Here is a 24,273-nt window from a genome sequence, read left to right on the forward strand (position 1 = left end):
CCTACAAAACTCTTATGCAGTCGCACTCATCGTCGTGTCTTCCCACCAAATCTGCAGGTCTTCAGCAGTTTCCCGCTTCTTGAACGTGCCTCCATGCAGAGCCACGCGTTCCAGGACCTTCTCCACCGTCAGCGGAACTGCGTTGCGAACGGAGTCGCTGAGAGGAGCTCCAACCTCGAGTTGTTCTCCGGTTATGCCGATCAGATACACATCTTCGGGGCCGTCCCCAGCAAGTTCTGCGACAAAGATTGATTCTGTGATTGCAGGTGAATGGGGGTCAAGCCGGATTGCCGGCCGCTGGCGAGTGATTTCCGCCTTGTCATAGACGGTCACTGTGCCAGCCGAGGCGCTGTTATCCACCGAGTCGATCAGGATCAGCACATCGATTCCGGTCATATACGCGATCAAATCGAGGCCGGGGGTGCCGAGGTCTTCGACCTCGACACCTTCCCCAAACTCGTAATTGGCCGCGATCCAACGTGCCGTATAGGGTCCCACCGCATCATCGCCAAGCAGGACACTGCCGACGCCGCAGATCTTGATCTTCTTCATGTGGTTACAGCACCTTTACCGTCGCGATTGCCTTGCCTTCGGGGTCGAAGGTGTGGCAAGCGCACGCCATGCAAGGATCGAACGAGTGAATGGTACGGATGGCTTCCAGCGGACGAACCGGATCAGCGATCGGGTTCTTGAGCAGCGAGGCCTCATATGGGCCATGCTGTCCCTTTGCGTCGCGAGGAGAGCCGTTCCAGGTGGAAGGTACGACAGCCTGGTAGTTGACCAGCTTACCGCCCTTGATCACCGACCAGTGCGATAGCAAACCGCGCGGAGCTTCGTGCACACCAACGCCTTCGATCTCGCCAGAGGGGAACTTTGGCTCATTGTGGATGGCAACGTCGCCCTTCGCGATATTGTCAACCAGCAACTGCCAGTGCTTCTCTCCGAGTTCGGCCAGCATGGAGGCGCGGATGGCGCGGGCAACGTGGCGGCCCATCGTGGACTGTAACTGCGCTACGCCAATGCGGCGGCCAGCGACGCTCGAGATGAGATCCAGTGCCTTGTCCGTGTGCTTGCGGGTGAGCGGATCGCCCGAAGCATAGCCGACGAGAACCTGGGCCAGCGGACCAACCTGCATCGGACGTCCCTGGAAGCGAGGCGCCTTGACCCAGGAATACTTGCCTTCGGCCTGCCAATCCGTGTATTCCGGATCGGTGACACCCTTCCATGGATGGAGAGGATCTTCGCCCTTGTACCATGCGTGCTTCGTCTCTTCCGTGACTCCATCGACAAATGCCTTGTCGTTGAAGCCGTTGAAACGATGAACGCTGGACAGGTTGCCGTCCATGATGTATCCGCCGACGAGGTCGAACTTGGTGCTCTTGCCGTCAAGAGGCAGGTCCGGCGATGCCAGGTAGTTGGTGACACCGGCGCCGTAGTTGAACCAGTCGGCGTACATGCCGGCAATGGCGCACACGTCAGGCAGATATACCTGCTCGATGAACGGCTTCACTTCGTCCATCAGCTTCTTGATCATCACCAGGCGATCCATGTTGAGGGTCGCAAGGCTGTCAAGGTTGATGGCGTTCGAAACGCCGCCCACGGTGAGGTTCTGGATGTGCGGGCTCTTGGAGCCGAGGATCGCCACTGCCTGCACGGCCTTGCGCTGATATTCGAGCGCCTGGACATAGTGCGCGAACGCGAGCAGGTTGACCTCGGGGCTCAGCTTCATGGCCGGGTGTCCCCAGTAGCCATTGGTAAAGATGCCCAGCTGACCGCTGGCGGCAACAGCCTTGACCTTATCCTGCGCGGCAGCCATCGCCTTCTTGGAGTTTCCACCCCAATTGGTGAGGCTCTCGGCGAGAGCGCTGGTCTTAGCTGGGTCAGCTGCCGGGATCTTCAGGATGTCAACGAAGTCCAGGGCCGACAGATGATAGAAGTGCACGATGTGATCGTGCAATCCGTGATTGATAAGAATCAGGTTGCGGATGTACTGAGCGTTCAGAGGAATCTCGAGATTCAGAGCATTTTCCACCGAACGGACGGAGGCCATTGCGTGCACCGTGGTGCACACGCCGCAGAAGCGCTGTGTGAACAGCCAAGCTTCGCGAGGATCGCGGCCCTTGAGGATGTTTTCAATGCCGCGCCACATTGTGCAGGAGGCCCAGGAATTAGAAACCGAGCCATTCTCCACTTCCACGTCGACGCGGAGGTGTCCTTCAATCCTGCTGATGGGGTCAATCGTTATACGTTTCGCCATGTTTGAAACCTTCTAGTCGGTGTCGTGGATTAGTGTTCCACTGGTGCGTAGCCAGTCAACTGGATTCCGGGTTTAACCTGCTCCTCGTATTCAGCCATCTTAAGCCAGTCGGCATTGGAACCGGGCAGAATCGCCAGTTTCTTTACCGCGACCAGATAGCCGAGTGCAGCGATGGCAATGAAGCCTACGCAGACGAGGAACTCGATGGCAGACGGGAAATAGAACGCGCCGGTCTTGGCCTGGAAGGCCAGAGTCGTCGGGCTGAAGCGATAGATCATGCCGCCAAGAGCGCAAACTGCGTGCGCCAGGAACATGGTCTGAAGTTTCTTGCCCTTCTCCGTGCTCAGCACGTATACGGAGCCAAGAATCAGCGCCGTTTCGAGCCAGAACAGCAGAGAGTAAACGCCGTCAATGAACAGATACTTGAACGCTCCGCGAACCAGGATGTCTAGGAAGCGGAATGCGGTCCAAGCGTACACAATCCAGACGGTCAGCTTGTTCAACTCGGCCATGACCTCCATGTCGAGAGCGCGCTTCCACGCGACCTTGGCAAGCAGGAGGCAAAGCACAACGCAGTTGTATCCCAGGAACGCCGCTGCCCAAACGTAAATCAGGGGTAGGAACGGCGTTTGCCACAGCGGACGAACGCGATCGCCACCCAGCAGCATCAGTGCGCCCAGCGAAGACTGGTGCATGATGGGCAGGATGTAGGCGAGGCCGATGATGAAGGGATAAACCTTCGCCATGGCTTTTTCGCAGAACTCCGCGATACCGCGCCATTTGGGGAACTCGTAAACGACGTACTCAAACAGCGGCGGCAGGTTTTCCAGGAACAAGGGCACGGATGCATAGAGAGACATGCAAACCGCGATTTCCAGCAGAGGAGACTTCAGGTTCCAGTGCCAGGGCATCACGACCCAATAGAAGTTCCAGGGACGGCCCACGTCAACGCCAAGCATGCAAAGACCGGTGGCATATGCGAGGAAGCTGGTAAGCAGCGCAACGCGCATCACCGAATGCAACTTGGTGCGATTGAAGATCCATGCGGCAATGCCCACGGCGAAACCACCGGAGCCAAGGCCAGTCAGGACCATTACGTTAAAGGTTTTCCAAAGACCCCACGCGTAGGGATCAGACATGCCCGACATAGTCAGGCCGGATCCAGTACCGATGCCCACTACTTCGCGGATCGCGGTGAAGATCAAGCCGATCGCGATTACGACCAGCAGCCCCCAGAATCCGCGGTTGAGCACGGGGACACCATAGACAGGAACACTTCTCTCCCAGCGTGTCATAGTTGTGGCCTCAATCCGGTCTTCTTCTGCTCTTCGACCAAGTGATGGGAGTGGTGCTTGAAGTTCTTACCGGCGAATGCGACCATGCCAGCATAAAGAGCGATTGGCAGAGCCAGCCACTTGTAAATCTTGTGCTGGTACTTCAAGCGCTCAGGCACCGACTCTTCGCCAAGCTCAGGCAATCCGAGTTTGTCGAAACCCACGCGCGACAAGTACAAAACCTGCGTACCGCCGCCTTCAGTCTCGCCGTAAACCTTGTTTTCAAAGTAACGGCCAGGATTTGCGGCGATGCGGCGCTTGGCTTCCTTCAGCAGGTCTTCACGCTTTCCGTAAATGACCGCCTCGGTCGGGCAGACGCTGGTGCATCCAGGTTCTTTGCCTTCAGCAATGCGGCTTCGGCAAAGTTCGCACTTGACGATTTTTGGATTGAAACCATCCCATTGGAACGTAGGGACGTTGAAGGGGCAAGCGACCTCGCAGTATCGGCAGCCAACGCACTTGGAGCCTAACCACCAGACGATGCCATTGTTTTCATCCTTGCGGAGGCCACCGAACATGCAGGCCGACACGCAGGCCGGATCAGCGCAGTGCATGCACTGCTGCTTGAAGTACGAGTGATCCGAACCGTCGGCCGTACGGTACAGCTTGATAATGTTCTTTGTGAAGTAGTTGAGCTCGGGAGGAGCCTGATGGATTCCATCGATGCGGGTGTCGGGCTTCAGATCATTCGCCTGAGAACACGCAACCATACACGATTTACATCCAACGCACCGGGTCGCATCATACAGCAGACCTAGTGCTCCTTTCGGCATCGGAGCTTCTTCAGCGTGGGCAACCTCTGGAAGGGCGGTGGACACGCAACCTGCCGCAAGAATCGGCAGACTGCCCTTGGCGAGATTTTTTACAGCCTCGCGGCGTGTCATTGCCATGGCTACTTCCCTCCGACGGGCGTCGTCTTCCGTTCCTCGGCAATTGCTTCCTCGCTGCTCTGAAGCTTCTGCGAAGCAGCCCAGGTCGCGCCACCCAGAGCACCCGCTGCGATACCAACCAGTCCGGCAGCAGCGGCACCAAACTTGCCGATGGAACCAGAGATGGGAGCATACGTGTCAGGCGGAGTAGCAAGGTGAACATCCACACGGTCGAAGGCGGGAATGCGGAAACCAACAGACTTCTCGGTGCAGCCAAAGCAGGGAGCGCCAATTCCGATCGGCCATGCGTCAACGACTTCATTGAAGTGGCGAGTCGAACAACCGGCGTGCGTGACGGGGCCCTTGCATCCCAGTTTGAAGAGGCAGTAGCCCTCACGATGTCCGGCGTCACCAAACTGCGAAGCAAAACGTCCGGCGTCGAAGTGTGCGCGACGCGGGCAGTGATCGTGAATCAGGCGGTCGAAAGCAAACTTGGGACGCTTCAATTCGTCAAGGCCAGGGAGCTTGCCCATAACCGCAAATTCAAGCACGACGCCCAGGAGTGAGTAAGGATTCGGCGGGCAGCCAGGAATGTTGACGATCGGCTTGTCGGTGATGATCGAGTCAACGCCAGTCGCACCAGTCGGATTCGGATCGGCCGAAGGAACTCCGCCCCACGACGCGCATGAACCCATCGCAATGATTGCCGCAGCCTTGGAACCCACTTCCTTGAGAACTTCGAGCGCCGGGCGGCCACCGAGCTTCATGTAATTGCCCTGCTCTTTGGTCGGGATCGCGCCTTCAACGACGAGCACGAACTTGCCGGCGTTCTCGGAGACGGCCGACTTCAGGGCGTCTTCGGCCTGCTGTCCGCAGGCAACCATGAGAGTCTCGTGATAGTCGAGAGAAATAACGTTAATGATGAGGTCTGCAACGTCGGGCTTCGTTGTGCGAAGAAGCGTCTCAGAGCACCCGGTGCAGTCTTGGAAGTGAAGCCATACGACAGAGGGTTTCTTGGCTTTTCCTACAGCCTTGGCGACTTCCGCTGGGGTGGACTTCTCAGTAAGAGCCAATCCCATAGGAGCAGTTGCCACGAGAGTAGTACAAAGCTGCAAGAAGTCTCGACGTGAGTAGCCCGCGTTTTTCAAACTCTGGGCTATTGTTTCCTTTTTGATAGCATCTTTTGCCATGTCATTTCCTGTGCGGTGACATTTGCCTGCATCAGTACTTCCGGCCGAACGAGCATGCACCGGGTACAGTCTGGTCCATGCCGTCGGGAAGGCCCGGCGGGATACACGTATACTGTGTATTCAGCGCTCTGTTTATCTTTCATTACGCCTCACCAGGCAGTGATTCCTCTCACTACAAATTGTGATACTCGTCTCACCCCCATGTGAGCACTGATTTCTATCACTTGATGTCGTGACCTTTGTCACACGATAGCGCTATAAGAGCGGGTTTCGGAACGGATTGGATCGAAATAGCTGCCATCTAAATCGCTTCGCTTCCATCGTTTACGTTGCCCCGCAAAATGATGGGCACTTTCGTGTCACCATGCACACAAGTCGTGTCTCGCCACCCACAGGCGCGGTCCATCAATCGCCGCTAACTTCCCTGTTTTCAATATCCATCGGTGTGGTTGGGGGCATGCACTTGTCGAGTGCGTAACCGACGAAAGGCACGGCAATGAAAGCTCTCGAACTTCACAACCTCAGCAATCGGGCGACTGCACAGGCGTTGGTTTGGATTGCACTGATGTCTCCTTCAATAGCGCAGACGCGACGCATTGTGGTCAGCGTCCCGGATCACAAATTGGTTTTAGTGGAAGAAGGCAAGGTTAAGAAGGTGTATGTGGTCGCAACAGGACGCAGTGAGACGCCGAGTCCGACGGGGAGTTTCAAGGTTGTGACGAGGGTGACGAATCCCACGTACTACCACAAGGGAAAGAAAGTCGAGCCAGGGCCGCAGAACCCAGTAGGCACTCGGTGGATTGGACTCAATGAAAAAGGCTACGGGATTCATGGGACGAATGCGCCGCAATCGATTGGCAAGAGCGCGTCGCATGGATGCATTCGTATGGCGAAGAAGGATCTTGAGGAATTCTTTGAGTTGGTGCGGCCTGGAGATGCGGTGGAGATTCGCGGCGAGCGCGATGAGCAGACAGCGGAGTTGCTTGGAACCGCGACAGAACAGAGCAAGCCGTTGGTGATGGCCGCGGCAGCGGAACCTGCGGCTCATGTAGGTCAGTAGAGGAGGAGGATATGGAACGGACAATGACGCTGGTGATGGCTGTGGCGGCTCTGATGCTCTCGATTGGGCTGGCGGTCGTGGTGGAAGAACTGATATTCGGGTGGCTGTTCAAGATTTTTGCGGCGATCGGCTGTTTAAGAGACAGCCGGACAGTGAAGGCGGGGCAAGCGCGATAGGTTAACTCCCAGGGCAACCGTCGGATATAAACCGGTAAACAGCAGGGTGACAGAGGCGAAGATTGACCAGTCGGTGAATACAAAAGGGCAACGGATTACTGGGTTGGCAATGCTTTTCGGCTATAACACGGTCACCGGCTTGAGGTTCAACTGAGGCGAACACCTTAAAGAGGGTCGCCTGGATTTTTTCACTTCTGTGACAACGTTTACAATTCGACATCATGCGCCTCATTGTTCGCTCTTCTTCTATTCATGCCGCCGGAGTGTTCACGCTCGATCGTATTCCAAAAGGGACCCTGGTGGTGGAGTACACAGGCACTCGTATGAAACACGACGACGCCGACCATCTCTATAACGAGCGTCCTTATACCTACCTGTTCGGCGTTGGGGATGGGACCTATGTAGTCGATGGGTACGGAATGGCGATGTATTTGAACCACTCCTGCGCGCCGAACTGCGAAACAGAAGAGGATGAGGACGAGCGCGTGTGGATACGTGCGACGCGAGACATCGAACCTGGTGAAGAGTTGGTGTATGACTACTACCTCTACGATGGTGAGGGAGACGCGCCGTGCACCTGCGGCGCGAAACAGTGTCGCGGAACTATGTATGGGCCGAAGGAGTTGGCGAAGAGAAAGAGGGCGGATCGGAAGAAGAAGCGGTAGGTGTGTTTGCTGCCAGAAGACGCATGCGAACAAGCCAGAGCGAGAGTTGCGGACGAAAAGTCTTTGGGCGGAAGTTGATATTTGAGCGGTGATGGAACCTTCGCTGCGCTCAGGATGACACCCAAAAATAAAGTCGAAGCTAAACGCCGGAGTGGATCGGTGTGGCTCCCCACATATGCGAGGAGCCAGAGGTTATAAGGATTGGGTTACTTTTCGGCAGGCTTTTCTTTTTTGCGAGCGGCCCAGCGAGCGCGGGCAGCTTCGGACATCTTCTTGCGAGCCGCAGCGGATATCTTGCGTTTGGGCGCTTTCGCGGCTACGCCAGGTTTTCTGCCTCGCTTGGCGGGCGCTTGCTCGAGTTCTTCGACACTTCCTAAAACAGATAAGGCCTCGTCCACTCTCGCCAACTCTTTACAAAGCCGGATGTGCTCCTGCTTCAACTGATTTACCGCAGCAGTAATTCCCTGATTCGCCATGTACATAGTGTAGCAAGAAATAACTCGGTATAAAGCACTAGCCCCACTCACAAGTGTGATGTTCCAAAGTAAGGTAACCCTGTAACAAGTGGAGAAACAGACTTACTTTGAGCATGGGTCTCCGGCCAACTCGGGGCACTTAAGGCGGAGCAATGAGAGAGCTGCGAGGGTTTGTGCGTCAGCGATCTGTCCTACGTTTACCATCCGATAAAAGTCATCCCAAGTGAACAAGCCACGGACGATGTCCTGCTCTTCATGCTCGGGCTGGGCATCGAGTTGAGTGAGCTGGGTGGCTACAAAGACGTGCATGGGTTGGCTTAGGAATCCGTAAGCAACGTGAATGCGAGCCAGGAAATCGAGGCTTCCCGCGATGAGTCCTGTCTCCTCGCGGAGTTCGCCGCGCGCGAGGTCCTCGATGCTATAGTTCGACGCCTGCTCCCAGGTGCCTTGAGGAAACTCCCAGAAGCGCTCGCCAGCGGGATACTTGAACTGCTGAACCATGTGAACACGTCCGTTCTCGATGGGAATGACCATGGCGCAGTCGGGCTTTTCAACCACCCCGTAGATGCCGTTGGAACCGTCGGATCGGCGGATCTGATCTTCGCGGACGGTCATCCACCGGTTGCGATACACGACGCGGGAACTGAGGGTCTCCATGGAGTCTCCTGGTGGAGAACATTCAAAGGGAAAGGCCAAGGAAAGTAAAGGTCGTTCGTGTCTTCGAAAAGCCCCACCTCTGCCAAAAGCGGGCAGAGGTGGGGCTCCGATGAGGGTGGCGATGAGGAGAGGCGGTCAATGATGCTTGAACCGCACGCCCTTTCGATAAAGGCCGTCGCTTCCGACATCGAAGACACGGTTATATCGGGCACGGTAGTTCTCTTGTGCCGCGGTGGCCGCGAATTCGATCAGTTCGTCTTCAGAAAAATGCCGCCGCAATTCGGCATAGAGTTCCTCGCTCACGTTGGACGGCGTTTCAGCCATAGAGTCGGTCATGCGGAGCAACGCTGTCTCCAGGGGTAAAAAACCATCGAGACGGTTCTCGCGAATCGCGGTGATTTCATCGTCGCTGAGCCCGGCCATTCTGCCACCGGCAGAATTAGCGTCGATTCAAAACGGGCAACCAACACGCACCGCGGTCCGGAGCAGTATCAGCGAGCGTGGACGCTGCGGGACTCTCGCCTTCTGCCCAAGCAGAAACTCCATGAGAACGTTGACCCAGAAGACGCGCGGCACCCGTGCCTGAATCTTCTGTGGAGTGAGGTCGCGGCCGAGCATCCTGCGCACCTTCTTGAAGACCTGCCTCATGAGGAATGAGGTTTTGTCGGGATTGACTCCTTCTATTCTGGGCAACGTATACCCCCGGTAAGATTCGATTTGAGACGTGAAGGGTAGGGTGCAAAAAAGCAGGTCTGTGCCTGAGGGGATGGAAGTGGCGGTAGGGGGTCCTTCGCTGCGCTCAGGATGACACTAAACGCGAGAAAGGCAAGAGCAAGGGCGCAGACAAGAGCAAAGGCAAAGACAAAGACAAGGGCAAGAACAAAGGCAAGAGCAACCCCGAGGTCCTTCGCTGCGCTCAGGATGACACCTCTAAAAGCAAAAGCAAAGGCAAAAACAAATTCAAATGCAAACTTTACATCAACAGCAAAGTTAACTGCCCCACCCTAAACTCGCAAAAAGCGCGAGTTTTTGGATGGGCACCCGGATTGGTGGTTGGTGACCTGAAGCGGCGGTGGAGATTGTTAGGGCGCTGGGACCCTTCGCTGCGCTCAGGATGACACCCCAAACAACTCCAGAGAATATAGACAAATACAAGGTCGAAAACAGTGCAAGATCAAGATCAGAAGCAGTGCAATGTCCAGATCGGAAGCAGGTGCAAGATCAAGACTGGGAGTGGATACGGGATTGGGACCAAAAGCAAAGGCGAGGGCGGGGGCGAAGCTTCGATATAATTGGAATCTCTCATGAGCTATACAGTCCTGGCGCGCAAATACCGTCCCCAGAAGTTTGCTGATGTGATCGGACAGGATCATGTCGTCCGCACTCTGAAGAATGCACTGGAGCAACAGCGCATTGCCCACGGCTACATTTTCAGCGGACATCGCGGGATAGGTAAAACGACGATTGCCCGAATTCTGGCAATGGCCCTGAACTGCCAATCGAGCGACCGTCCCGTGGCGGAGCCTTGCGGCGTGTGCGACTCGTGCCGGGAGATTCGCGAGGGGTCGGTAGGCGCGATGGACGTGATCGAGATCGACGCCGCCACGAATCGCGGCATTGAAGAAGTGCGCGGGCTGATTGCAACAGCAACGGCGGAACCAGCGCGCGACCGGTACAGGATCTTTATTCTCGACGAAGCTCACCAGGTGACCGATGCGGCTTTTAATGCCCTGCTAAAGACCTTGGAAGAGCCGCCATCGTGGGTGGTTTTCATGATGGCGACGACGCAGCCGGAAGATATTCCGCAGACGATCCGGTCGAGGTGCCAGCACTTCAGCTTTCACGCGGTGAAGTATGACGAAATCGTCGATCATCTTCGCGAGATCAGCAAGACAGAGAATCTGAAGGTCGATGAAGAAGCTCTGGCGCTGCTGGCAGAGGCGGGCGATGGATCGATGCGCGACGCCCTGAGCATAATGGACCAGGCGATCTCATGCTGCGGCGACGTGCTGACGGCAGAGCTGGTGCGCGGGTTGATCGGAAACGTCTCGACCGAGGTGCTGGAACGCGTGATGAACGCGGTGCATGAGAATTCCAGCGAAGAGGTGCTGCGGATTGTTGACAAGCTGATGGTGGAAGGCCAGAGCGCAACGCATTTTGCGCGGCAGACAGTACGATTCCTGCGAAATGCCCTGGTGGTGAAGGTTGCGGGAACGGAGAGCCCGATACTGCAGATCAGCACGGATGAGAAGAGCCGCGTGGGGAAGGTGGCCGGGAAGTTTTCGGAAGAAGAGCTGACGCGATTCCTGCAGATCATGCTCAGAACCCACGGCGACGTGAGCTATAAGCAGGAGCAAAGGTTTCACCTGGAGCTTGGACTGCTGAAGATGGTTCATGCGCAGCGGTTGCTGCCGCTGGAGCAGTTGCTGAGTTCGGTGAACCTGACGGAACCAGCCGCGGCAAGCACTTCCACCGCGGCACGGCCAAGCGCTCCGGCAGCGAGATCGGCTGCGCCTGCTACGGCTCCTCCGAGCGGGCGCCCTGCGGCGCCACCGCCGAGTTTTGCGCCGCGCCCTCCGGGGGTGCCTCCGATGGGCGGAGGGGGATCTCCGTTTGGACAGCCAGCGTCGAAACCATCACCGTTTGAGGCAGACAAGGCGAGAAAAGCTCGAGAAGAGATGTCGGCGGAACAGGGTCCTGCTTCAAGCACTCCATTTAGTACGGCGCAGACCTCCAACGCAACAACGGGATTTCAGCGCCCGCCGATAGCGTTTGGCGGGAGGCCTCCGGCGATGGGGCCACAGGCGGTTTCGGCGGCTCCGGCGAGCATGGCATTTGACAATGGAGGAGCGCTGGCAGTGGCTCCACGGATGGAACGCGCGGCAAGCACGAACGAGAGCTCAGCCCTGGATGCTGACGCCGTGCGCGATGCCGTGTTGCAGGCAATGGAAAAGGGCGGCTCGCAGATGTTGAATGCCGCGCTCGAAGAAGGTGCGTGGGCGGCAGACGGGAACGTAGTCACGGTTTCGGTCGAGATGTCGGCGGGAATGATTGACTTGAGCTACGGCAAGGATCAGGAACGGCTGGCAAATCAGGCCGCGAGCAGGGTGGCAGGGCGTCCCGTAAAAGTCAGGCTGGTGACCGGCACAGCGGCGACGGAGGAAAATCGTCCGAAGAAGACGAGCACGATGAGGGCAGGCAGCTCGGAAAACATCAAGACGCGCGCACTGGAAGAACCAGTGGTGAAGCGCATGATGGAAAAGTTTGGAGCAGAAATTCGCATCGTTATGGACCGCTCAGAAAGGTGACGTTGATGGATCCGAAACAGATTCAGGAGATGATGTCGCGCGCACAGGAAATGCAGCAGCAGATGCAGCAGAAGATGCGCGAAACCCAGGTGGAGGCATCTGCTGGAGGCGGCGCCGTAGTGGTGAAGATGAACGGCGAAAAGCAGGTACTCTCGGTGAAGATCGACAAAGATGCGGCAAGCGATGTCGAGATGCTGCAGGACCTGGTGATGGCCGCAGTGAACGAAGCAGCACGCAAGGTGGACGCCTCTATGCAATCGCAGCTTGGAGGCTTGCTAGGGGGAATGGGGCTGCCGCCGGGGCTGTTCTAGCGAGCTAGGTGCGTAGTTCCGACGAATACACCCACCTCTGCCAAAGGATGGCAGAGGTGGGGCACCAAGCAAGAGCGGGACGTTTGTCTTACCCCGGATATGCCAAAGCAAGGCATATGAGGGTCATTAAATGTTGGGCGATCGTGGAGATCGATGTAAGTCATGGCCAAGTTTGCCGAGCCGATGGCTCGATTGATCGATGAACTGAAAAAATTGCCCGGGGTGGGCAGTAAAAGCGCACAGCGCTATGCATTCCATATTCTGCGTAGCTCGGACGAAGATGCTGAGCTGCTGGCCGATGCCATTCGCGAAATCAAAGCGTCACTGAGACTGTGCTCCATTTGCAACAACATCACGGACGTGGACCCCTGTGTGTACTGCTCGAATCCGACGCGCAATCTGCGGACAGTATGCGTGGTGGAGGAGCCTACGAACATTGCGGCGGTGGAAAAGGGGCACAGCTATAACGGCGCTTATCATGTGCTGCACGGAACGCTGTCGCCCATCCATGGCGTGGGGCCGGAGCATTTGAGGATCACGAACCTGATGCGTCGGGCAGAAGGCGGCGAACTGGATGAGGTGATTCTGGCGACGAATCCCACGGTGGAGGGCGAGGCGACGGCCGTGTATCTGGCTAAGCAGTTGAAGCCGACGGGAGTGAAGGTCACGAGGATCGCAACAGGGATTCCGGCGGGAAGCGATATCGAATATGCCGACGAAGTGACGCTGCAGAGAGCTTTGGAAGGTCGTCGCGAGATGTAAGCAGGAATTGAAGCAAAACTTAGCCCCGCTCAGCGCGGGGCTTTATTATTGCGGGCTGAATGAGGATCAGCCTCGGAGTTTGGCAAGCAAATCTTGCGGATGGACGGGCTTGGCCAGGATTTCGAACTCGTGGCCACGGGCGCGGGCGTTTTCGAGGAGGTCGGCGGTGGCAGCCTGTCCAGAGAAAAGAAGAATTTTGCAGGTAGGCAGGAATCCGCGGATGTGGATGGCGGCTTCGATGCCGTTCATGTCAGGCATGATGACATCGCTGATGATGAGATCGGGTTTGTTGTCGCGGGCAAAATCTACAGCATCGTTTCCGGTATAGACCGCGGAAGCATTGAATCCTGCCTGGTTAAGAATGATCGCTAGCGTATCGGCGATGACGTGTTCATCGTCGACAACCAGCACACGAGGCTTTGCCTTGGTGTCCGTCATGTACCCTCTTCGATGCAGGAACTTAGAGCCGCGCTGCAAGACTCCCAATTATAGAGGGAGAGATGGTGTTCTGACGCGGTTAAAGATGTCCTTTACAAATCTAAACCCTTATCCAGGAAGACTAGCTCGGGGCGGGCGAGTTCGCGAAACCAACACTGCTGCGCATCCACTCATCTAATCGTACTTGCGCCACACCCTTTGAATGTCGATGGATATGCTACTAAAAAGTGCAAAAAACTTCATGATTGCGTCGGGGCTGGCGGCTTTGATGGCCGTATGCCAGGGCTGTAGCCATACCGATTATAAGCACTCGCTACGAGCTCAGAGCCCTGGGTCGTCGTCGCGGCAGCCGATGATGCTGGCTGCCTATCAGCCGTGGTTCGGAGCAACGGGCCACATCAACGTAGGCTACTCTTCGCAGGACCGGACAGTGCTGGAGAGGCAGATCAACGAGGCCAAGCAGCTTGGGATCGCAGGCTTCGTGGTGAACTGGTACGGGAGGCAGCACAGGTTTGAGGACAATTCCTATTCCCTGCTGCAGCAGATTGCGAACTCGGACCCGGACGGCTTCAAGGTCGCACTGATGTATGACGAGAATGACAGCGATCCGGCGAATGCGACTGAAGTGATCCTGGACGACCTGAACTACGCGTATCACCAGTACATTGCGCAGGGGGCAAGGGTTCCGAATTCGTCGTATCTACGGTACAACGGGCAGCCGGTGATTTTCATTTTCCCGAAGGGCTGTAGTGCGGACTGGAATCGCGTGCGGCAGGTGGTGGACACCTGGGAAGAAAGGCCCCTGCTGATTTACAAGGACCCGGTGGCGAAGTGGGCGAACGCTTTTGATGGCTTCTACGCGTGGGTGCAGCCGGGTAGGTCGGGGTGGCAACGCGATGGGAGCAACTGGGGACGCGAGTATCTCGACTATTTCTACTCGACGATGACGAGGAATTACCCCCATAAGCTGGCGGTCGGCGGAGCGTGGCCCGGATTCAATGACTCGAGGGCTTCGTGGAGCCGTAACCGGCATATGGACCCGCGTTGTGGGAGGACGTTGGAGGAGTCACTGCAGATGTTCCGGCGCTACTACGACTCGAGCAGACCACTTCCCTTCCTGATGATCGAAACATGGAACGATTACGAGGAAGGAACGAACGTTGAGGGTGGCACCCACGCGTGCAGGGGCTGAGCAGCCGTTTCTGACGTATTATTTTCGGCTATGGACGAAAAGACTTTTCAGACCCATGCTGAGCAAGCAATGGAACAGTTGAAGCGCGCCCTCTACGATGTGGAGGAAGCAAGCGGCTTCGAGGTGGAAGAACGCGGCGGAGCACTGCATTTGAACTTCGAGGAACCGCCGGGAACATTCGTCATTTCGCCGAACTCGGCGGCGCGGCAGATATGGATTTCAGCATTGTCAACGAGCTTCAAGCTGGATTGGAGCGAGTCGTACGCGGACTTCGTGCTGAAGGATTCGGGAGAGCCGCTGATGATGGTGATGTCGCGGTTGGTCTCGAAGCAGACGGGGGATGCGGTGAAGTTGGGGTAAGGGCTGATATCTCAACACAAAGGCAAGAGCAAGGGCAACCCCGAGGTTCTTCGCTGCGCTCAGGATGACACCGCAAAAAGCAAAGGAAAGATCAACAGCAAAGGCATCTACCGGGTTGGTGATTGGTGACCTCAAGCGGAGGTGGAGAATGGTAGGGCGCTGGGATCCTTCGCTGCGCTCAGGATGACACGTTCACAGCAAAGGCAGGAGCAAGAACAGGGGAAGAGTGAGGCCCGCATTGGGATGCGGGCCGTTTATTTTAGGCGCGGGCTACTCGGCGTTGCGGAGGTGAGTGGGAGGAGCGACGGCGGTTTCGGGGCGGCGTCCAGTTTCGGGGATGAATGGCTCCATCGTGGGTTCGCCAAGTTTGCGGCTGAGGTCGTCGGCGATCTGGCGGCCGTGGAAGCGGCCGTTCTCAATGAAAATTTCGTTGGTGTTCATACCGGCGATGATCACTCCCGCAAGGTAAATTCCGCGAACGTTGCTTTCGAGCGTCTTGGGCTCGACAACAGGCTTCGAGGATGGCTGGTCGGAAAGCTGCACTCCGAGCGCACGAAGGAAGCTGAAGTCGGGATGATAGCCGGTCATGGCGAGGACGAAATCGTTCTTCAGCCGCACTTCGCCAGTGGGCGTTGCGAGCAGGATCAAGTCAGGAGTGATCTCACGGATAGACGTATTGAAGTAAGCGGCGATCTCGTGATTCTTGATGCGGTTCTCGATGTCAGGCTTGATCCAATACTTTACGTTGCCGGAGATGGCGGGACCGCGGTGTATGAGAGTAACGCGCGCGCCATGACGCCACAGTTCAAGCGCGGCGATGGCGGCAGAGTTCTTCGCCCCGACGACAACGACATCGGAATCGTAAAACGGATGAGGCTCGCGATAATAGTGCGTGACCTTGGGAAGCTCTTCGCCTGGTATTCCCATGCGGTTGGGCAGGTCGTAATAACCGGACGCTACCACGAGTTTGCGGGCAAGGAACTCGACAGGGCGCGAAAGCGCATCGGTGCAATGTACAAGGAATGCGCCGTCAGCTCCCTCGATGCGCGTGACGGTGTGGTACTGGCGCACCTGAAGCCGATAGAACTCGGCAACCTTGCGATAGTATTCGAGCGCCTCAAGACGCGAGGGTTTTTGCTGTGCACTGACGAACGGGATGTCGCCGATTTCGAGAAGCTCCGGCGTGGTGAAGAACGTCATGTTGGTCGGATAGTTGTAGATCGAGTTGCACAGGCATCCCTTATCGAGAGCAACGGCAGTGTAGCCAGCCCGCCGTGCCTCGATGGCACACGCAAGCCCGGTAGGTCCAGCGCCAATTATGAGTACATCAAATTGTTCCATGGTCGTTCCTCTAATCCATAGATGTTACATCGATTGAACAGGCTTCGGCGACCCAGGCGGGAGGGACACACGTCGTTTACGGTGCGTCGCAATGAATCGCTCTGTGTGTAGCTGAATGCTGGAACTCGCGAGTTCACGCTCTGCGATTCGGCTTTGGAATCGTGTGCCACGCAGTGACAGAACTTGCGAATGCAAGCCCGGCACAAATGAACATGATCAAGCGAAAGCCGAAAACAAAGGACCGTTTCACAATGTCCTGAATTGATGATTGGGCGTCGTGGTCAAGCGAAGCGGGAACCTGCAAGCCCGCGAGTTTGATCTCCTCGGCTTGAATCTGCTGTACAACGATGGCGGGCAGCGAGAGATGCGACATGCTGCGATTCATATGCGAACTGAACGCGCTCACCATCACGATTCCAAGCACTGCGATGGACAGAACGCCTGCTACGCGAGCAACGGCGTTGTTGATGCCGGATGCTACTCCGACCTGGTCGGCGCTCACGGCGGTCATGACAACGGTGGTGAGTGGAGCGACGGTGACCGCCATACCGAAGCCCAACACAAGCACTGCGGGGAAAAACGATCTCCAATAGCTAGTGTCGATGGAGGGCGCGGCGAAGAGGAGAAAGCCAAGGGCGGCGATGAGAGGCCCCACGATCAATGGATAACGCGCGCCGTAGGTGACGATTAGTCCGCCGGACCAACGTGAAAGAGCGAACATGAGAAGGACGAAAGGAAGTACCGCTGCTCCGGTGGCAGTCGCTGAGTATCGCTGCACCTGGATGAGATTCAAGGGAAAGAGGAAGAAGAAGATTCCAATCGCCGAGTAGAGAAATAGCGTAAGGAGGTTGGCGCCGGTGAAGGTACGCGAATTAAAAATGTTGCGAGGAATTACGGGAGCGGCGACACGCTTCTCCAATAGCCAGAATGCGGCTAAAGATATGGCGCCAAGGACTGCGCTGGCAAGAACAGTTGGACGACGCCAGCCACCGCCAGCGGATTCGATCGCGCCATAAACGAGTCCGCTGAGGCCGAGACTAACAAGAAGAGTTCCGGCCCAGTCGATGCGTTGCGCGGCGGGATTGCGGCTCTCGGGAATACGCCAGAGCGAAAGCACGACTACGGCTGCGGCCAATGGCAGATTGATGAAGAAAGCCCAACGCCATGAGGCTTTCTGGATGAGCCATCCGCCGAGAACAGGGCCTAGGGCAGTGGTGATCGCGGTGAAGCCAGACCATGTTCCGATGGCACGCCCGCGACTCTTCTCGTCAAAAGATGCGCTGATGATGGCGAGACTGCCGGGAACGAGAAGCGCCGCGCCGATTCCTTGAACGATCCTGGCAGCGATGAGTAGATGGATGCTTGTTGCGAACCCACATGCGGCGGAGGCAAGCGCAAAGATGACCACTCCGGAGACGAACACCAGTCGCCGCCCGAATAAATCGCCGAGCGATCCACCGATGAGAATCAGGGCGCTCAGAAAGAGTCCGTAGGATTCGACGACCCATTGCACATCCAGCACGGTGGCGTTGTAGGTGGCCTGAATGGCAGGCAACGCAACGTTGACCACAGTGCCGTCGATGAACGCCATGCTGGAGGCAAGAATGGTTGCGATAAGAACACAACGCCTCGCATTCGTGGCGCAAGGAGACTCGGCGAGAGCAGAACGGATGACAGCTTCGTCGCAAGGCGATCTCATTGCCGTATGGATGCATGCAGGTGAACGAAGAATTCGGCGAAGTTTGCAGCGGAACAAAACTTGAGTTCGCCAGAGTCTGAAGCAAGAGGCCGCCGCAAGCGACAGCCTCTGATTCCAGTGTGCCAAGCCGATCAGTAAGTCAAGGTGATCTGGTGTGGAGTTGCCCTTACTCCGTATCCGCATTGTGGAGTGGCTGCAGTGTTATACGTTGTGTGCCATTTCGGCCGCGCGACCAGATGCAAGTTCTGATCGAATAGCATGACGTTGCTGAAGGTAAGCTGCGTATTTGCCGGGAAGTCGGTGCAGAGTTCGACATAGTAAGGTTCGAGCACTCCTCCGAAAGCCCAGTTGAACATCTGTCCATCACTGGGAGTGTTGCTCAGGGCTGTGGTTTGCCGCGTCGCGGTGTCGATGCTGACTATGTTCCAAGTCGGACAGGATAACGTTCCAGGCGAGCAGTTGTTGGTGATGGAGGAAAGTATCCGGTCGCCGGCCGTGACGCGGATGAACGGACTGGTGTTGATGGTGTTGGCGAGGCAACAGTTCCAATTGGCTACGGTCCACTCGCCGAGCCACCACTGCAGCACAGGCTGAAGAATGCTCTGTGTGTTGGCTATGTCCTCAAGACCAGGGAAGAAAAACAAGACCTGTCCCTCGTCCGTGGCGGGGTTTGGAGGTACGGTCCAGCTTGCAATCAACGCACCGTACGCCTGATTGAGAGATCCAGTGAATACATTGGCATTCTCGAGCCAGCCATTCACTTCGGGCTGCGCCGAAGCCGAAGCGGCCGGACCACTCGGGATGCGTTTGCCAGAGTGGCTGTAACGAGGGTAGATGCAAGCCGCGGCGCTCTCTTCTGCTCGTCCATCTGAATGCTTTACACGACCATCTCTCAGCAGAGTGTCGCCAGACTGAAGAACTCTGACGCATGAGGGATGGAAATAGCCTGCGGGGGTAACAACGTATTCGGCCGGCACACCAGCGGGCCTCCTGAGGCCTGCCGGGGGTAGATGGTTGGCGCTCGCGGCGCTCTGGGCCCAGGAGGACAGAGCTGCCGTGATCAAAAGGGCCATGGTGGTGAGTGCGCGCATTGAGCTTCGCTGCATGGTTTGTCTCCAAAGGAATGAGCGAGCGTGAATGTTCAGGCCTGCGAACAGGGGGTGACACAGACCTCGGCAGGAGGGAGCCCGGCCACACATAATGCGCTTGTATTTCGCGGTTATCCATCCCCCAGATGGATGAGGGCGCAACTATTTTTTTCAAAGTTGCAGGCGTGAACAGGGATGGTGCAAACGTGTGACGAAGATTCGTCTTGACCTATGTACTGTACTGTTGTATTAGTACAGTCATGCTGCTACACGTTAACGCGTCTTCGGGAGTTCCGATATACCAGCAGATCGTGGGACAAGTGAAGAATGCCGTGGCTTCAGGTGCGGCGATGGCTGGGGATTCTCTGCCCTCAGTGCGCAAGCTCGCGGCAGACCTTCGGATTAATCCAAACACAATTGCCCGAGCGTACCAGGAGTTGGAACGTGAGGGCATTACACGCAGCGTTCCCGGCGGCGGTACGTATATCGCAGATGCAAAGCCGGGGTTGCTGAAGAGCGAGAAGATAAAACGGCTGCGACCGTTGGCTCGGCATCTTGCGGTGGAGTGCGTGCAATTGCGTTTCTCGGAGCGCGATTGCCTGGAGATGTTGAAGGAAGAATTTGCAGAACTGGGGAAAAACCATGAACGAGTGGGCGATTAAAAGCGAAGGGCTCGTGAAGCGCTATGGGGACGTAAACGCGCTCGACGGGGTGGACGTACATGCGCCAGCAGGTTCTGTATATGGATTTTTGGGACGCAATGGCGCGGGAAAAACTACGGCGATCAAAATTCTGCTTGGGCTGGCGCGGGCAACGGCGGGAACGGCGACAGTGCTGGGCGAGAAGGTTCATCCGGACAATGTCGAGATCCTTGAGCGGACGGCGTACGTGGGGGAAAACAAACCTCTGTATGACTGGATGACTCCGGCAAAGATGGTGAAGTTCAATCGCGGCTTCTACAAAACGTGGTCGGATGAGGCGGCGCGTCAATATACGGAGATGCTGGACATTCCGATGGAGCGGCGGATTAAGAAACTCTCGAAGGGAAACCGGACGAAGGTTTCTCTGCTGCTAGCGCTGGCGCAGAGGGCGGAGTTGATGATTCTGGATGAGCCGACATCGGGACTCGACCCGGTGTATTTGGACGAAGTACTGCGGACGCTGGTGCAGGATCACGTGAGCGAAGGGCGCTCGGTTTTCTTTTCGTCGCACGATCTGGCAGAAGTGGAGCAGGTAGCGGATTGGGTAGGGATCATTGATAACGGAAAGATGCTGCTCGAAGCGCGGCTGGATGACATTCGCGAGAACTATCGGATGGTGATCGCAAGCGGAAATGGGCTGCCGGATAAGGCTGGCGATGTTGTATCCGTGCTGAGCGAGGGAGACTTCAAAAAGTACGTGTTGGCTCGCGGAGGAGAGGCGTTTGCTGAGGAATTGAAGCATCAGGGTGCGGCGGTGCTGGAAGTGAAACCAATGAGCCTGCGCGAGGTGTTTCTGGCTCTGGTAAGAAAGGAGACCAGAAATGTATCGATGGAAGTGCTGGCATGAGTATGGGAAGTTTGCGCTGGGAATGATCTTGCTCTTCGCTCTCTTCGTTTGCTGGATGGACTCGCTGGTGATTGCCGGCAGGTACTACTCGAACGGAGCACCGCAACCTAGACTGCAGCACATGTCGCAGATGAAGCATGGACTGCAAGATATAAACGCAGGACTCATTTTGCTGAGTGGCTGGATCGCGGCACTATTCAGCGTCAGCACGGCAGGCATCGCAACGGAATACGACAGCAGGACTACGGAATTTCTGTTTACGCGTCCAAAGAGGCGGCGATGGCTGATGTGGACAAATTGGCTGAGCGGCGTCATCGCCATTGCATGCGTGATGCTGATTCCGCTGATTATCTCGGCTGTCTACTGCTATGTGCGCGCGCGGTGGGTTTTGGATGCACGAATGTTCGCTGTGGTGTTGGCTGCGGCACCAGTGAACCTGATGCTCTTTGGACTTGCACAGTTTGGAGGAGTGGTGCTGAAGGGCGCAACGCGTGGAAGCATTTTTGCATTGATCGTCTATGGTATTTACACGACCGTGCAAACGCTGCTGCGGAGTCACTTTGGATTGCAAACTCCTCAGTGGTGGTTCGACAAATTAATAGACATTCTGAGAGTTTCGGGTGTGACACCGTTCTTCTGTGAGGTGGTGGCGCTCTGGCTGCTGGTGGCGCTGGCGATTCCGTTTGCGACGCAGAAGCTGCTGGAGCATCGTGACATGGCGTAGCGATTTTGCGGTAAGCTGAAGGGAGGTGCATGACTCGATGTGCGCACCTCCCTTTCTTTATGCACGAACTTAAGCTGGCAATCTTTGATGTGGCAGGGACCGTGATCGAGGATCACGGAGAGGTGGTGTCTTCGCTGGTGGATGCGCTGGCGGCGCACGGAATTGGTGTGCAAAGCGAAGAACTGATGGAGTTCAAGGGCGCATCGAAGCGCGAGGTGATTCGCTTCTTTGGCTGGCGCAAGCGACACGAACCGCTGGATGAAGCCGCGGTCGAGGCAGTGTATGCGGATTTCGCTCGCATGGTGAACACTCGCTATGAAGAACTGCTGGCGCCGATCGCGGGCGCGGAGGAAGTGTTCGATTCCCTGCGCAAGCGTGGAATGCAACTGGCGCTCACAACTGGATTTGGCCGGACGACGCTGGAGATGGTTGTGCGACGGCTAGGGTGGCAGGAGTGGTTTGGAGCGATGATTTCGAGCGATGAAGTCGAGGTGGGGAGGCCTGCTCCGTATCTGATCTTCCGAGCGATGGAGCGGTGTAGGTGCCGTTCGGTACACGAGGTGCTGAACGTCGGGGATACGCCGCTGGATCTGCAATCAGCAGCAAATGCTGGCGTGGCGCTGAATGTGGGAGTGCTGACGGGCCAGTATCGGCGGGAAAGGCTGATAGGAGAACCTCAGCACGCGCTGCTGGCTTCGGTGGCGGATTTGCCGACATTGCTGGTGCAGAGAGAATAGGCGGAGAGCACGGTAGGTGACATGGAGCAGCAGAGGAGCGATACAGGGCGCTGGGGTCCTTCGCCTAAAGGCTCAGGATGACGAACGAATAGCAAAGCAACTACCCCGCCCTAACCTCGCAAAGAGCGCGAGTTTAAGCAGCGTTCGTGCTAGCCCACATATTAAACAGAAGGCATACATGGGCCGCCGGAAGGTTCAAATACAAAAGCAAAGGCAAAACACCCGTCTCTGCCAAAGGATGGCAGAGATGGGGCACCAAGCACCATGGCTATGCTGCGCAGATTAGTCGCTCCGATCCGGGTACAACCTCTTGATCATCTACAGGCACCCCGGGAGTTGCGGCACGGCATTTATGAGAAGGGCAAGCACAGGAATAAATGCAAGGAAGAATGAGGGAGCTTTGGGTACCAGAGTTACGTCTGTAAGTAGCTGGAGTGTGTACGTTTGAGGAATTTACCTAATATGAGTGGGTGGCGCGGCACGGTACAAAGAATTGTCCCAAGAAGCGCAAGGACGCCACTCAATGCTGACACTAAAAAAACCGATCAAGCAGTACTACAGCGAAGCTGAGGCCGCGCACACACTGTGCATTTCTTTAGAGGCCCTACACGAGATACTCGACAAACACGTCTTTAACGAAGAACATCCACGTCCGGAAGTTCTGGAACTTACCCACGCTGAGCTGTTGTTGCTATCTGTTTGGGCTGAGCCTGTGAATTTCGGCAACGTTGTTGCCATGCCGTCGCGCAAGTAGCCGGGTAGCAGTTGTTCATGGGTCAGGTAATTTATTCACATCCGGCATGGCAGCGAACCTGCTCCATGCCCGTAAATCGCGGTGAATCGGTTTGGCGAACGGTTTGCAAGCTCCCAGAGAAAAGGGAGAAGGGCATGGCCGATTTATCGAAGGAGCTGTCACAGGAATATTGGCGCCCTGCGCCAACTCCGGGCAGTCAGTTCCAGACACACGGTTTTCAAATGCAGGGCGCGGAGGCATTCTGCTCGACGTGCGGCACTAAGTATGCGCCGGGAGCCCGCTTCTGCCATGTTTGCGGACTGGGGCGCGAGGACGATCTTCACGCAAACAGGCGCAACATGGTGATGGAGTGGCTTGATATTGAGCGAATCCGGAAAGAGTCCGGATTATCGAGCACTTCCCTGGTGCTGGTGGCGGTCGCTGCGCTTTTTATGTTGGCAGCGGTAATGACCGGGCTGGTGTACAACACTTCGACCATCGCGGAATGGCAGGCAGTGCAGACATGGCGGATCGAGTGGCTGCTCGCAACAGTGGCACTGTTGCTGGGGGCATTACTGTTTAAATCGAAAGCTTAAATACAAGAGAAATAGGAAGGAATAAGGCGCCTCGCGGGGCGCCTTCGTTTTGCAAGCAATACTGCGGATATCACGTTGTCGGCGGGTTGCATTCGCACTCGTCCTCAGGCAGTATGTCGAAATCTTTGGCGGCTCCGGCGATGAGAACGCAATCGCAGCGAGTGCCGCGATATTCCCCCTGATGCCAACGAAGATCGGCTTGAAACAAGCTGCCGTCTTTGCGAACCAATGTAAAAGTTCCCATATCTCCCCACTTTTCCTCCTTGCGAATAGCGGACATCCTTTTGACGTCGGACGCGGCAAGCAAGTGCATGGAGTCCATTCCAATAAATTCCTCGGGAGTGTAGCCAAAAATCTTCATAGCTTCTGGACTTGCGCCTTTTATTATCAGCGTTTTAGAGTCGGAATACCAGCATGGTACAGCCATAGACATCCCCCTCAATGCGGCCATAGGCAGCAGAAACCCGTCGCAAATGTCCGCGCAGTTTTCTTGCAGAAAAGAATCGGTCTGTAGTCCATGGATAGATTGCAAATGCCCTGCCACTTGAGGGCAGAAACCAGTGCCGCGCAGAGCAAAAGCAGAGTGGCACATTGCGGGAATAGGCGGGGTTTGTGTTACGCTAGACTTGCGTGGGCGCGTAGCTCAGTTGGTAGAGCAACGCCCTTTTAAGGCGTGGGTCCTGGGTTCGAGTCCCAGCGCGCTCACCATGTATGTGTTGCATCTACGCCACTTACTGAACTTCCAAGGGTAC

28 protein-coding genes and 1 tRNA gene are annotated in these 24,273 nt (G+C 56.4%); 15 read left to right on the plus strand and 14 right to left on the minus strand.

Features of this window, described 5'->3' with window-relative positions; translation table 11 throughout:
- Positions 1-12: 12 nt before the first annotated feature.
- Genes AC6IY8_RS06990 through AC6IY8_RS07010 form a run of 5 tightly spaced genes read right to left on the minus strand, consistent with a single transcriptional unit; the run spans position 13 to position 5,650 of the window.
- A complete protein-coding gene (locus AC6IY8_RS06990) occupies positions 13-552 on the minus strand; it encodes a hydrogenase maturation protease (protein WP_497778036.1) in 540 nt (179 codons plus the stop codon).
- Positions 553-556: 4 nt separating this feature from the next.
- A complete protein-coding gene (locus AC6IY8_RS06995) occupies positions 557-2,257 on the minus strand; it encodes a nickel-dependent hydrogenase large subunit (RefSeq protein ID WP_497778037.1) in 1,701 nt (566 codons plus the stop codon).
- Positions 2,258-2,286: 29 nt separating this feature from the next.
- Entirely contained in the window at positions 2,287-3,552 is a 1,266-nt protein-coding gene (gene nrfD / locus AC6IY8_RS07000; protein ID WP_497778038.1) for an NrfD/PsrC family molybdoenzyme membrane anchor subunit, read from the minus strand.
- Entirely contained in the window at positions 3,549-4,481 is a 933-nt protein-coding gene (gene hybA, locus AC6IY8_RS07005) for a hydrogenase 2 operon protein HybA (protein WP_497778039.1), read from the minus strand. Before hybA ends, nrfD begins: the two co-directional genes overlap by 4 nt.
- A 2-nt stretch (positions 4,482-4,483) precedes the next feature.
- Complete coding sequence (locus AC6IY8_RS07010) at positions 4,484-5,650, minus strand: hydrogenase small subunit (protein ID WP_497778040.1); 1,167 nt, start codon at positions 5,648-5,650, stop codon at positions 4,484-4,486.
- 496 nt (positions 5,651-6,146) lie between these two features.
- On the opposite strand from AC6IY8_RS07010, the gene AC6IY8_RS07015 reads away from it, so the two are divergent.
- The 3 genes from AC6IY8_RS07015 (at position 6,147) to AC6IY8_RS07025 (ending at position 7,551) form a co-directional block, all read left to right on the plus strand.
- Positions 6,147-6,710, plus strand: coding sequence for a L,D-transpeptidase (locus AC6IY8_RS07015; protein ID WP_497778042.1), 564 nt, complete (start codon positions 6,147-6,149; stop codon positions 6,708-6,710).
- Between the two features lie 11 nt (positions 6,711-6,721).
- The gene (locus tag AC6IY8_RS07020; protein WP_497778043.1) at positions 6,722-6,886 is read left to right on the plus strand and encodes a hypothetical protein; all 165 of its coding nucleotides are present in this window, start codon (positions 6,722-6,724) and stop codon (positions 6,884-6,886) included.
- A gap of 221 nt (positions 6,887-7,107) precedes the next feature.
- On the plus strand, positions 7,108-7,551 hold the full coding sequence (locus tag AC6IY8_RS07025) for an SET domain-containing protein (protein WP_497778044.1): 444 nt from the start codon (positions 7,108-7,110) through the stop codon (positions 7,549-7,551).
- A gap of 206 nt (positions 7,552-7,757) precedes the next feature.
- On the opposite strand, the gene AC6IY8_RS07030 is transcribed toward AC6IY8_RS07025, so the two are convergent.
- From AC6IY8_RS07030 to AC6IY8_RS07045, 4 genes are all read right to left on the minus strand, one after another.
- Entirely contained in the window at positions 7,758-8,027 is a 270-nt protein-coding gene (locus AC6IY8_RS07030) for a hypothetical protein (protein WP_497778045.1), read from the minus strand.
- A gap of 102 nt (positions 8,028-8,129) precedes the next feature.
- Positions 8,130-8,684, minus strand: a complete 555-nt coding sequence (locus tag AC6IY8_RS07035) for an NUDIX domain-containing protein (protein WP_497778046.1) — start codon at positions 8,682-8,684, stop codon at positions 8,130-8,132.
- A 135-nt stretch (positions 8,685-8,819) separates the two neighbouring features.
- Positions 8,820-9,107, minus strand: a complete 288-nt coding sequence (locus AC6IY8_RS07040; protein ID WP_497778047.1) for a carboxymuconolactone decarboxylase family protein — start codon at positions 9,105-9,107, stop codon at positions 8,820-8,822.
- A gap of 27 nt (positions 9,108-9,134) precedes the next feature.
- Positions 9,135-9,377, minus strand: a complete 243-nt coding sequence (locus tag AC6IY8_RS07045; protein ID WP_497778048.1) for a hypothetical protein — start codon at positions 9,375-9,377, stop codon at positions 9,135-9,137.
- A gap of 611 nt (positions 9,378-9,988) precedes the next feature.
- Between AC6IY8_RS07045 and dnaX the strand changes: the two genes are divergently transcribed.
- The 3 genes from dnaX to recR all read left to right on the plus strand — a co-directional run bounded on the left by dnaX (position 9,989) and on the right by recR (position 13,065).
- Positions 9,989-11,992, plus strand: a complete 2,004-nt coding sequence (gene dnaX / locus AC6IY8_RS07050; protein ID WP_497778049.1) for a DNA polymerase III subunit gamma/tau — start codon at positions 9,989-9,991, stop codon at positions 11,990-11,992.
- A gap of 5 nt (positions 11,993-11,997) precedes the next feature.
- Positions 11,998-12,303 (plus strand): YbaB/EbfC family nucleoid-associated protein, encoded by a 306-nt coding sequence (locus tag AC6IY8_RS07055; RefSeq protein WP_497778050.1) that lies wholly within the window; start codon positions 11,998-12,000, stop codon positions 12,301-12,303.
- Between the two features lie 162 nt (positions 12,304-12,465).
- Positions 12,466-13,065, plus strand: a complete 600-nt coding sequence (gene recR, locus AC6IY8_RS07060) for a recombination mediator RecR (protein WP_497778051.1) — start codon at positions 12,466-12,468, stop codon at positions 13,063-13,065.
- Between the two features lie 66 nt (positions 13,066-13,131).
- Here the strand turns inward: recR and AC6IY8_RS07065 are convergent, their stop codons facing one another.
- The gene (locus tag AC6IY8_RS07065) at positions 13,132-13,503 is read right to left on the minus strand and encodes a response regulator (protein ID WP_497778053.1); all 372 of its coding nucleotides are present in this window, start codon (positions 13,501-13,503) and stop codon (positions 13,132-13,134) included.
- A gap of 241 nt (positions 13,504-13,744) precedes the next feature.
- Here AC6IY8_RS07065 and AC6IY8_RS07070 point away from each other — a divergent pair, with 241 nt between their 5' ends.
- Both AC6IY8_RS07070 and cyaY read left to right on the plus strand, forming a co-directional pair.
- A complete protein-coding gene (locus tag AC6IY8_RS07070) occupies positions 13,745-14,695 on the plus strand; it encodes an endo-1,3-alpha-glucanase family glycosylhydrolase (protein WP_497778054.1) in 951 nt (316 codons plus the stop codon).
- A 30-nt stretch (positions 14,696-14,725) separates the two neighbouring features.
- Positions 14,726-15,055: an iron donor protein CyaY gene (gene cyaY / locus AC6IY8_RS07075; RefSeq protein ID WP_497778055.1), complete on the plus strand. Its 330-nt coding sequence runs from the start codon at positions 14,726-14,728 to the stop codon at positions 15,053-15,055.
- Between the two features lie 270 nt (positions 15,056-15,325).
- On the opposite strand, the gene AC6IY8_RS07080 is transcribed toward cyaY, so the two are convergent.
- The 3 genes from AC6IY8_RS07080 to AC6IY8_RS07090 form a co-directional block, all read right to left on the minus strand.
- A complete protein-coding gene (locus tag AC6IY8_RS07080) occupies positions 15,326-16,396 on the minus strand; it encodes a YpdA family putative bacillithiol disulfide reductase (protein WP_497778057.1) in 1,071 nt (356 codons plus the stop codon).
- 133 nt (positions 16,397-16,529) lie between these two features.
- Complete coding sequence (locus AC6IY8_RS07085; RefSeq protein ID WP_497778059.1) at positions 16,530-18,095, minus strand: MFS transporter; 1,566 nt, start codon at positions 18,093-18,095, stop codon at positions 16,530-16,532.
- Between the two features lie 131 nt (positions 18,096-18,226).
- Entirely contained in the window at positions 18,227-19,201 is a 975-nt protein-coding gene (locus AC6IY8_RS07090) for a hypothetical protein (RefSeq protein WP_497778060.1), read from the minus strand.
- Positions 19,202-19,443: 242 nt separating this feature from the next.
- Here AC6IY8_RS07090 and AC6IY8_RS07095 point away from each other — a divergent pair, with 242 nt between their 5' ends.
- The 6 genes from AC6IY8_RS07095 to AC6IY8_RS07120 all read left to right on the plus strand — a co-directional run bounded on the left by AC6IY8_RS07095 (position 19,444) and on the right by AC6IY8_RS07120 (position 23,521).
- Complete coding sequence (locus tag AC6IY8_RS07095) at positions 19,444-19,845, plus strand: GntR family transcriptional regulator (RefSeq protein WP_497778061.1); 402 nt, start codon at positions 19,444-19,446, stop codon at positions 19,843-19,845.
- Positions 19,826-20,731 (plus strand): ABC transporter ATP-binding protein, encoded by a 906-nt coding sequence (locus tag AC6IY8_RS07100; RefSeq protein WP_497778062.1) that lies wholly within the window; start codon positions 19,826-19,828, stop codon positions 20,729-20,731. Before AC6IY8_RS07095 ends, AC6IY8_RS07100 begins: the two co-directional genes overlap by 20 nt.
- Entirely contained in the window at positions 20,706-21,455 is a 750-nt protein-coding gene (locus AC6IY8_RS07105) for an ABC transporter permease (protein WP_497778063.1), read from the plus strand. Before AC6IY8_RS07100 ends, AC6IY8_RS07105 begins: the two co-directional genes overlap by 26 nt.
- 29 nt (positions 21,456-21,484) lie before the next feature.
- On the plus strand, positions 21,485-22,192 hold the full coding sequence (locus AC6IY8_RS07110) for an HAD hydrolase-like protein (RefSeq protein ID WP_497778064.1): 708 nt from the start codon (positions 21,485-21,487) through the stop codon (positions 22,190-22,192).
- 523 nt (positions 22,193-22,715) lie between these two features.
- Positions 22,716-22,946: a hypothetical protein gene (locus AC6IY8_RS07115; protein WP_497778065.1), complete on the plus strand. Its 231-nt coding sequence runs from the start codon at positions 22,716-22,718 to the stop codon at positions 22,944-22,946.
- A 134-nt stretch (positions 22,947-23,080) separates the two neighbouring features.
- Positions 23,081-23,521: a zinc ribbon domain-containing protein gene (locus AC6IY8_RS07120; RefSeq protein ID WP_497778066.1), complete on the plus strand. Its 441-nt coding sequence runs from the start codon at positions 23,081-23,083 to the stop codon at positions 23,519-23,521.
- Positions 23,522-23,591: 70 nt separating this feature from the next.
- Here AC6IY8_RS07120 and AC6IY8_RS07125 read toward each other — a convergent pair whose 3' ends face one another.
- Entirely contained in the window at positions 23,592-23,948 is a 357-nt protein-coding gene (locus tag AC6IY8_RS07125; RefSeq protein WP_497778067.1) for a PAS domain-containing protein, read from the minus strand.
- 205 nt (positions 23,949-24,153) lie between these two features.
- Between AC6IY8_RS07125 and AC6IY8_RS07130 the strand changes: the two genes are divergently transcribed.
- A tRNA-Lys gene (locus AC6IY8_RS07130) sits at positions 24,154-24,229 on the plus strand.
- Positions 24,230-24,273: the final 44 nt, after the last annotated feature.

This window comes from Koromonas soli (genome assembly GCF_059726265.1).

Excerpts from the sequence above, each read along its gene's own strand:
- AC6IY8_RS07040 (WP_497778047.1), bottom strand. The coding sequence starts at position 9,107 with ATGGCCGGGCTCAGCGACGATGAAATCACCGCGATTCGCGAGAACCGT.
- AC6IY8_RS07100 (WP_497778062.1), top strand. The coding sequence starts at position 19,826 with ATGAACGAGTGGGCGATTAAAAGCGAAGGGCTCGTGAAGCGCTATGGG.
- AC6IY8_RS07025 (WP_497778044.1), top strand. The coding sequence starts at position 7,108 with ATGCGCCTCATTGTTCGCTCTTCTTCTATTCATGCCGCCGGAGTGTTC.
- AC6IY8_RS07125 (WP_497778067.1), bottom strand. The coding sequence starts at position 23,948 with ATGGCTGTACCATGCTGGTATTCCGACTCTAAAACGCTGATAATAAAA.
- AC6IY8_RS07115 (WP_497778065.1), top strand. The coding sequence starts at position 22,716 with ATGCTGACACTAAAAAAACCGATCAAGCAGTACTACAGCGAAGCTGAG.
- AC6IY8_RS07065 (WP_497778053.1), bottom strand. The coding sequence starts at position 13,503 with ATGACGGACACCAAGGCAAAGCCTCGTGTGCTGGTTGTCGACGATGAA.
- AC6IY8_RS07070 (WP_497778054.1), top strand. The coding sequence starts at position 13,745 with ATGATTGCGTCGGGGCTGGCGGCTTTGATGGCCGTATGCCAGGGCTGT.
- AC6IY8_RS07095 (WP_497778061.1), top strand. The coding sequence starts at position 19,444 with ATGCTGCTACACGTTAACGCGTCTTCGGGAGTTCCGATATACCAGCAG.
- AC6IY8_RS07020 (WP_497778043.1), top strand. The coding sequence starts at position 6,722 with ATGGAACGGACAATGACGCTGGTGATGGCTGTGGCGGCTCTGATGCTC.
- AC6IY8_RS07055 (WP_497778050.1), top strand. The coding sequence starts at position 11,998 with ATGGATCCGAAACAGATTCAGGAGATGATGTCGCGCGCACAGGAAATG.
- nrfD (WP_497778038.1), bottom strand. The coding sequence starts at position 3,552 with ATGACACGCTGGGAGAGAAGTGTTCCTGTCTATGGTGTCCCCGTGCTC.
- AC6IY8_RS07080 (WP_497778057.1), bottom strand. The coding sequence starts at position 16,396 with ATGGAACAATTTGATGTACTCATAATTGGCGCTGGACCTACCGGGCTT.
- AC6IY8_RS06990 (WP_497778036.1), bottom strand. The coding sequence starts at position 552 with ATGAAGAAGATCAAGATCTGCGGCGTCGGCAGTGTCCTGCTTGGCGAT.
- AC6IY8_RS07030 (WP_497778045.1), bottom strand. The coding sequence starts at position 8,027 with ATGGCGAATCAGGGAATTACTGCTGCGGTAAATCAGTTGAAGCAGGAG.
- AC6IY8_RS06995 (WP_497778037.1), bottom strand. The coding sequence starts at position 2,257 with ATGGCGAAACGTATAACGATTGACCCCATCAGCAGGATTGAAGGACAC.
- AC6IY8_RS07015 (WP_497778042.1), top strand. The coding sequence starts at position 6,147 with ATGAAAGCTCTCGAACTTCACAACCTCAGCAATCGGGCGACTGCACAG.
- AC6IY8_RS07090 (WP_497778060.1), bottom strand. The coding sequence starts at position 19,201 with ATGCAGCGAAGCTCAATGCGCGCACTCACCACCATGGCCCTTTTGATC.
- hybA (WP_497778039.1), bottom strand. The coding sequence starts at position 4,481 with ATGGCAATGACACGCCGCGAGGCTGTAAAAAATCTCGCCAAGGGCAGT.
- cyaY (WP_497778055.1), top strand. The coding sequence starts at position 14,726 with ATGGACGAAAAGACTTTTCAGACCCATGCTGAGCAAGCAATGGAACAG.
- AC6IY8_RS07085 (WP_497778059.1), bottom strand. The coding sequence starts at position 18,095 with ATGAGATCGCCTTGCGACGAAGCTGTCATCCGTTCTGCTCTCGCCGAG.
- recR (WP_497778051.1), top strand. The coding sequence starts at position 12,466 with ATGGCCAAGTTTGCCGAGCCGATGGCTCGATTGATCGATGAACTGAAA.
- AC6IY8_RS07035 (WP_497778046.1), bottom strand. The coding sequence starts at position 8,684 with ATGGAGACCCTCAGTTCCCGCGTCGTGTATCGCAACCGGTGGATGACC.
- AC6IY8_RS07105 (WP_497778063.1), top strand. The coding sequence starts at position 20,706 with ATGTATCGATGGAAGTGCTGGCATGAGTATGGGAAGTTTGCGCTGGGA.
- AC6IY8_RS07120 (WP_497778066.1), top strand. The coding sequence starts at position 23,081 with ATGGCCGATTTATCGAAGGAGCTGTCACAGGAATATTGGCGCCCTGCG.
- dnaX (WP_497778049.1), top strand. The coding sequence starts at position 9,989 with ATGAGCTATACAGTCCTGGCGCGCAAATACCGTCCCCAGAAGTTTGCT.
- AC6IY8_RS07010 (WP_497778040.1), bottom strand. The coding sequence starts at position 5,650 with ATGGCAAAAGATGCTATCAAAAAGGAAACAATAGCCCAGAGTTTGAAA.
- AC6IY8_RS07110 (WP_497778064.1), top strand. The coding sequence starts at position 21,485 with ATGACTCGATGTGCGCACCTCCCTTTCTTTATGCACGAACTTAAGCTG.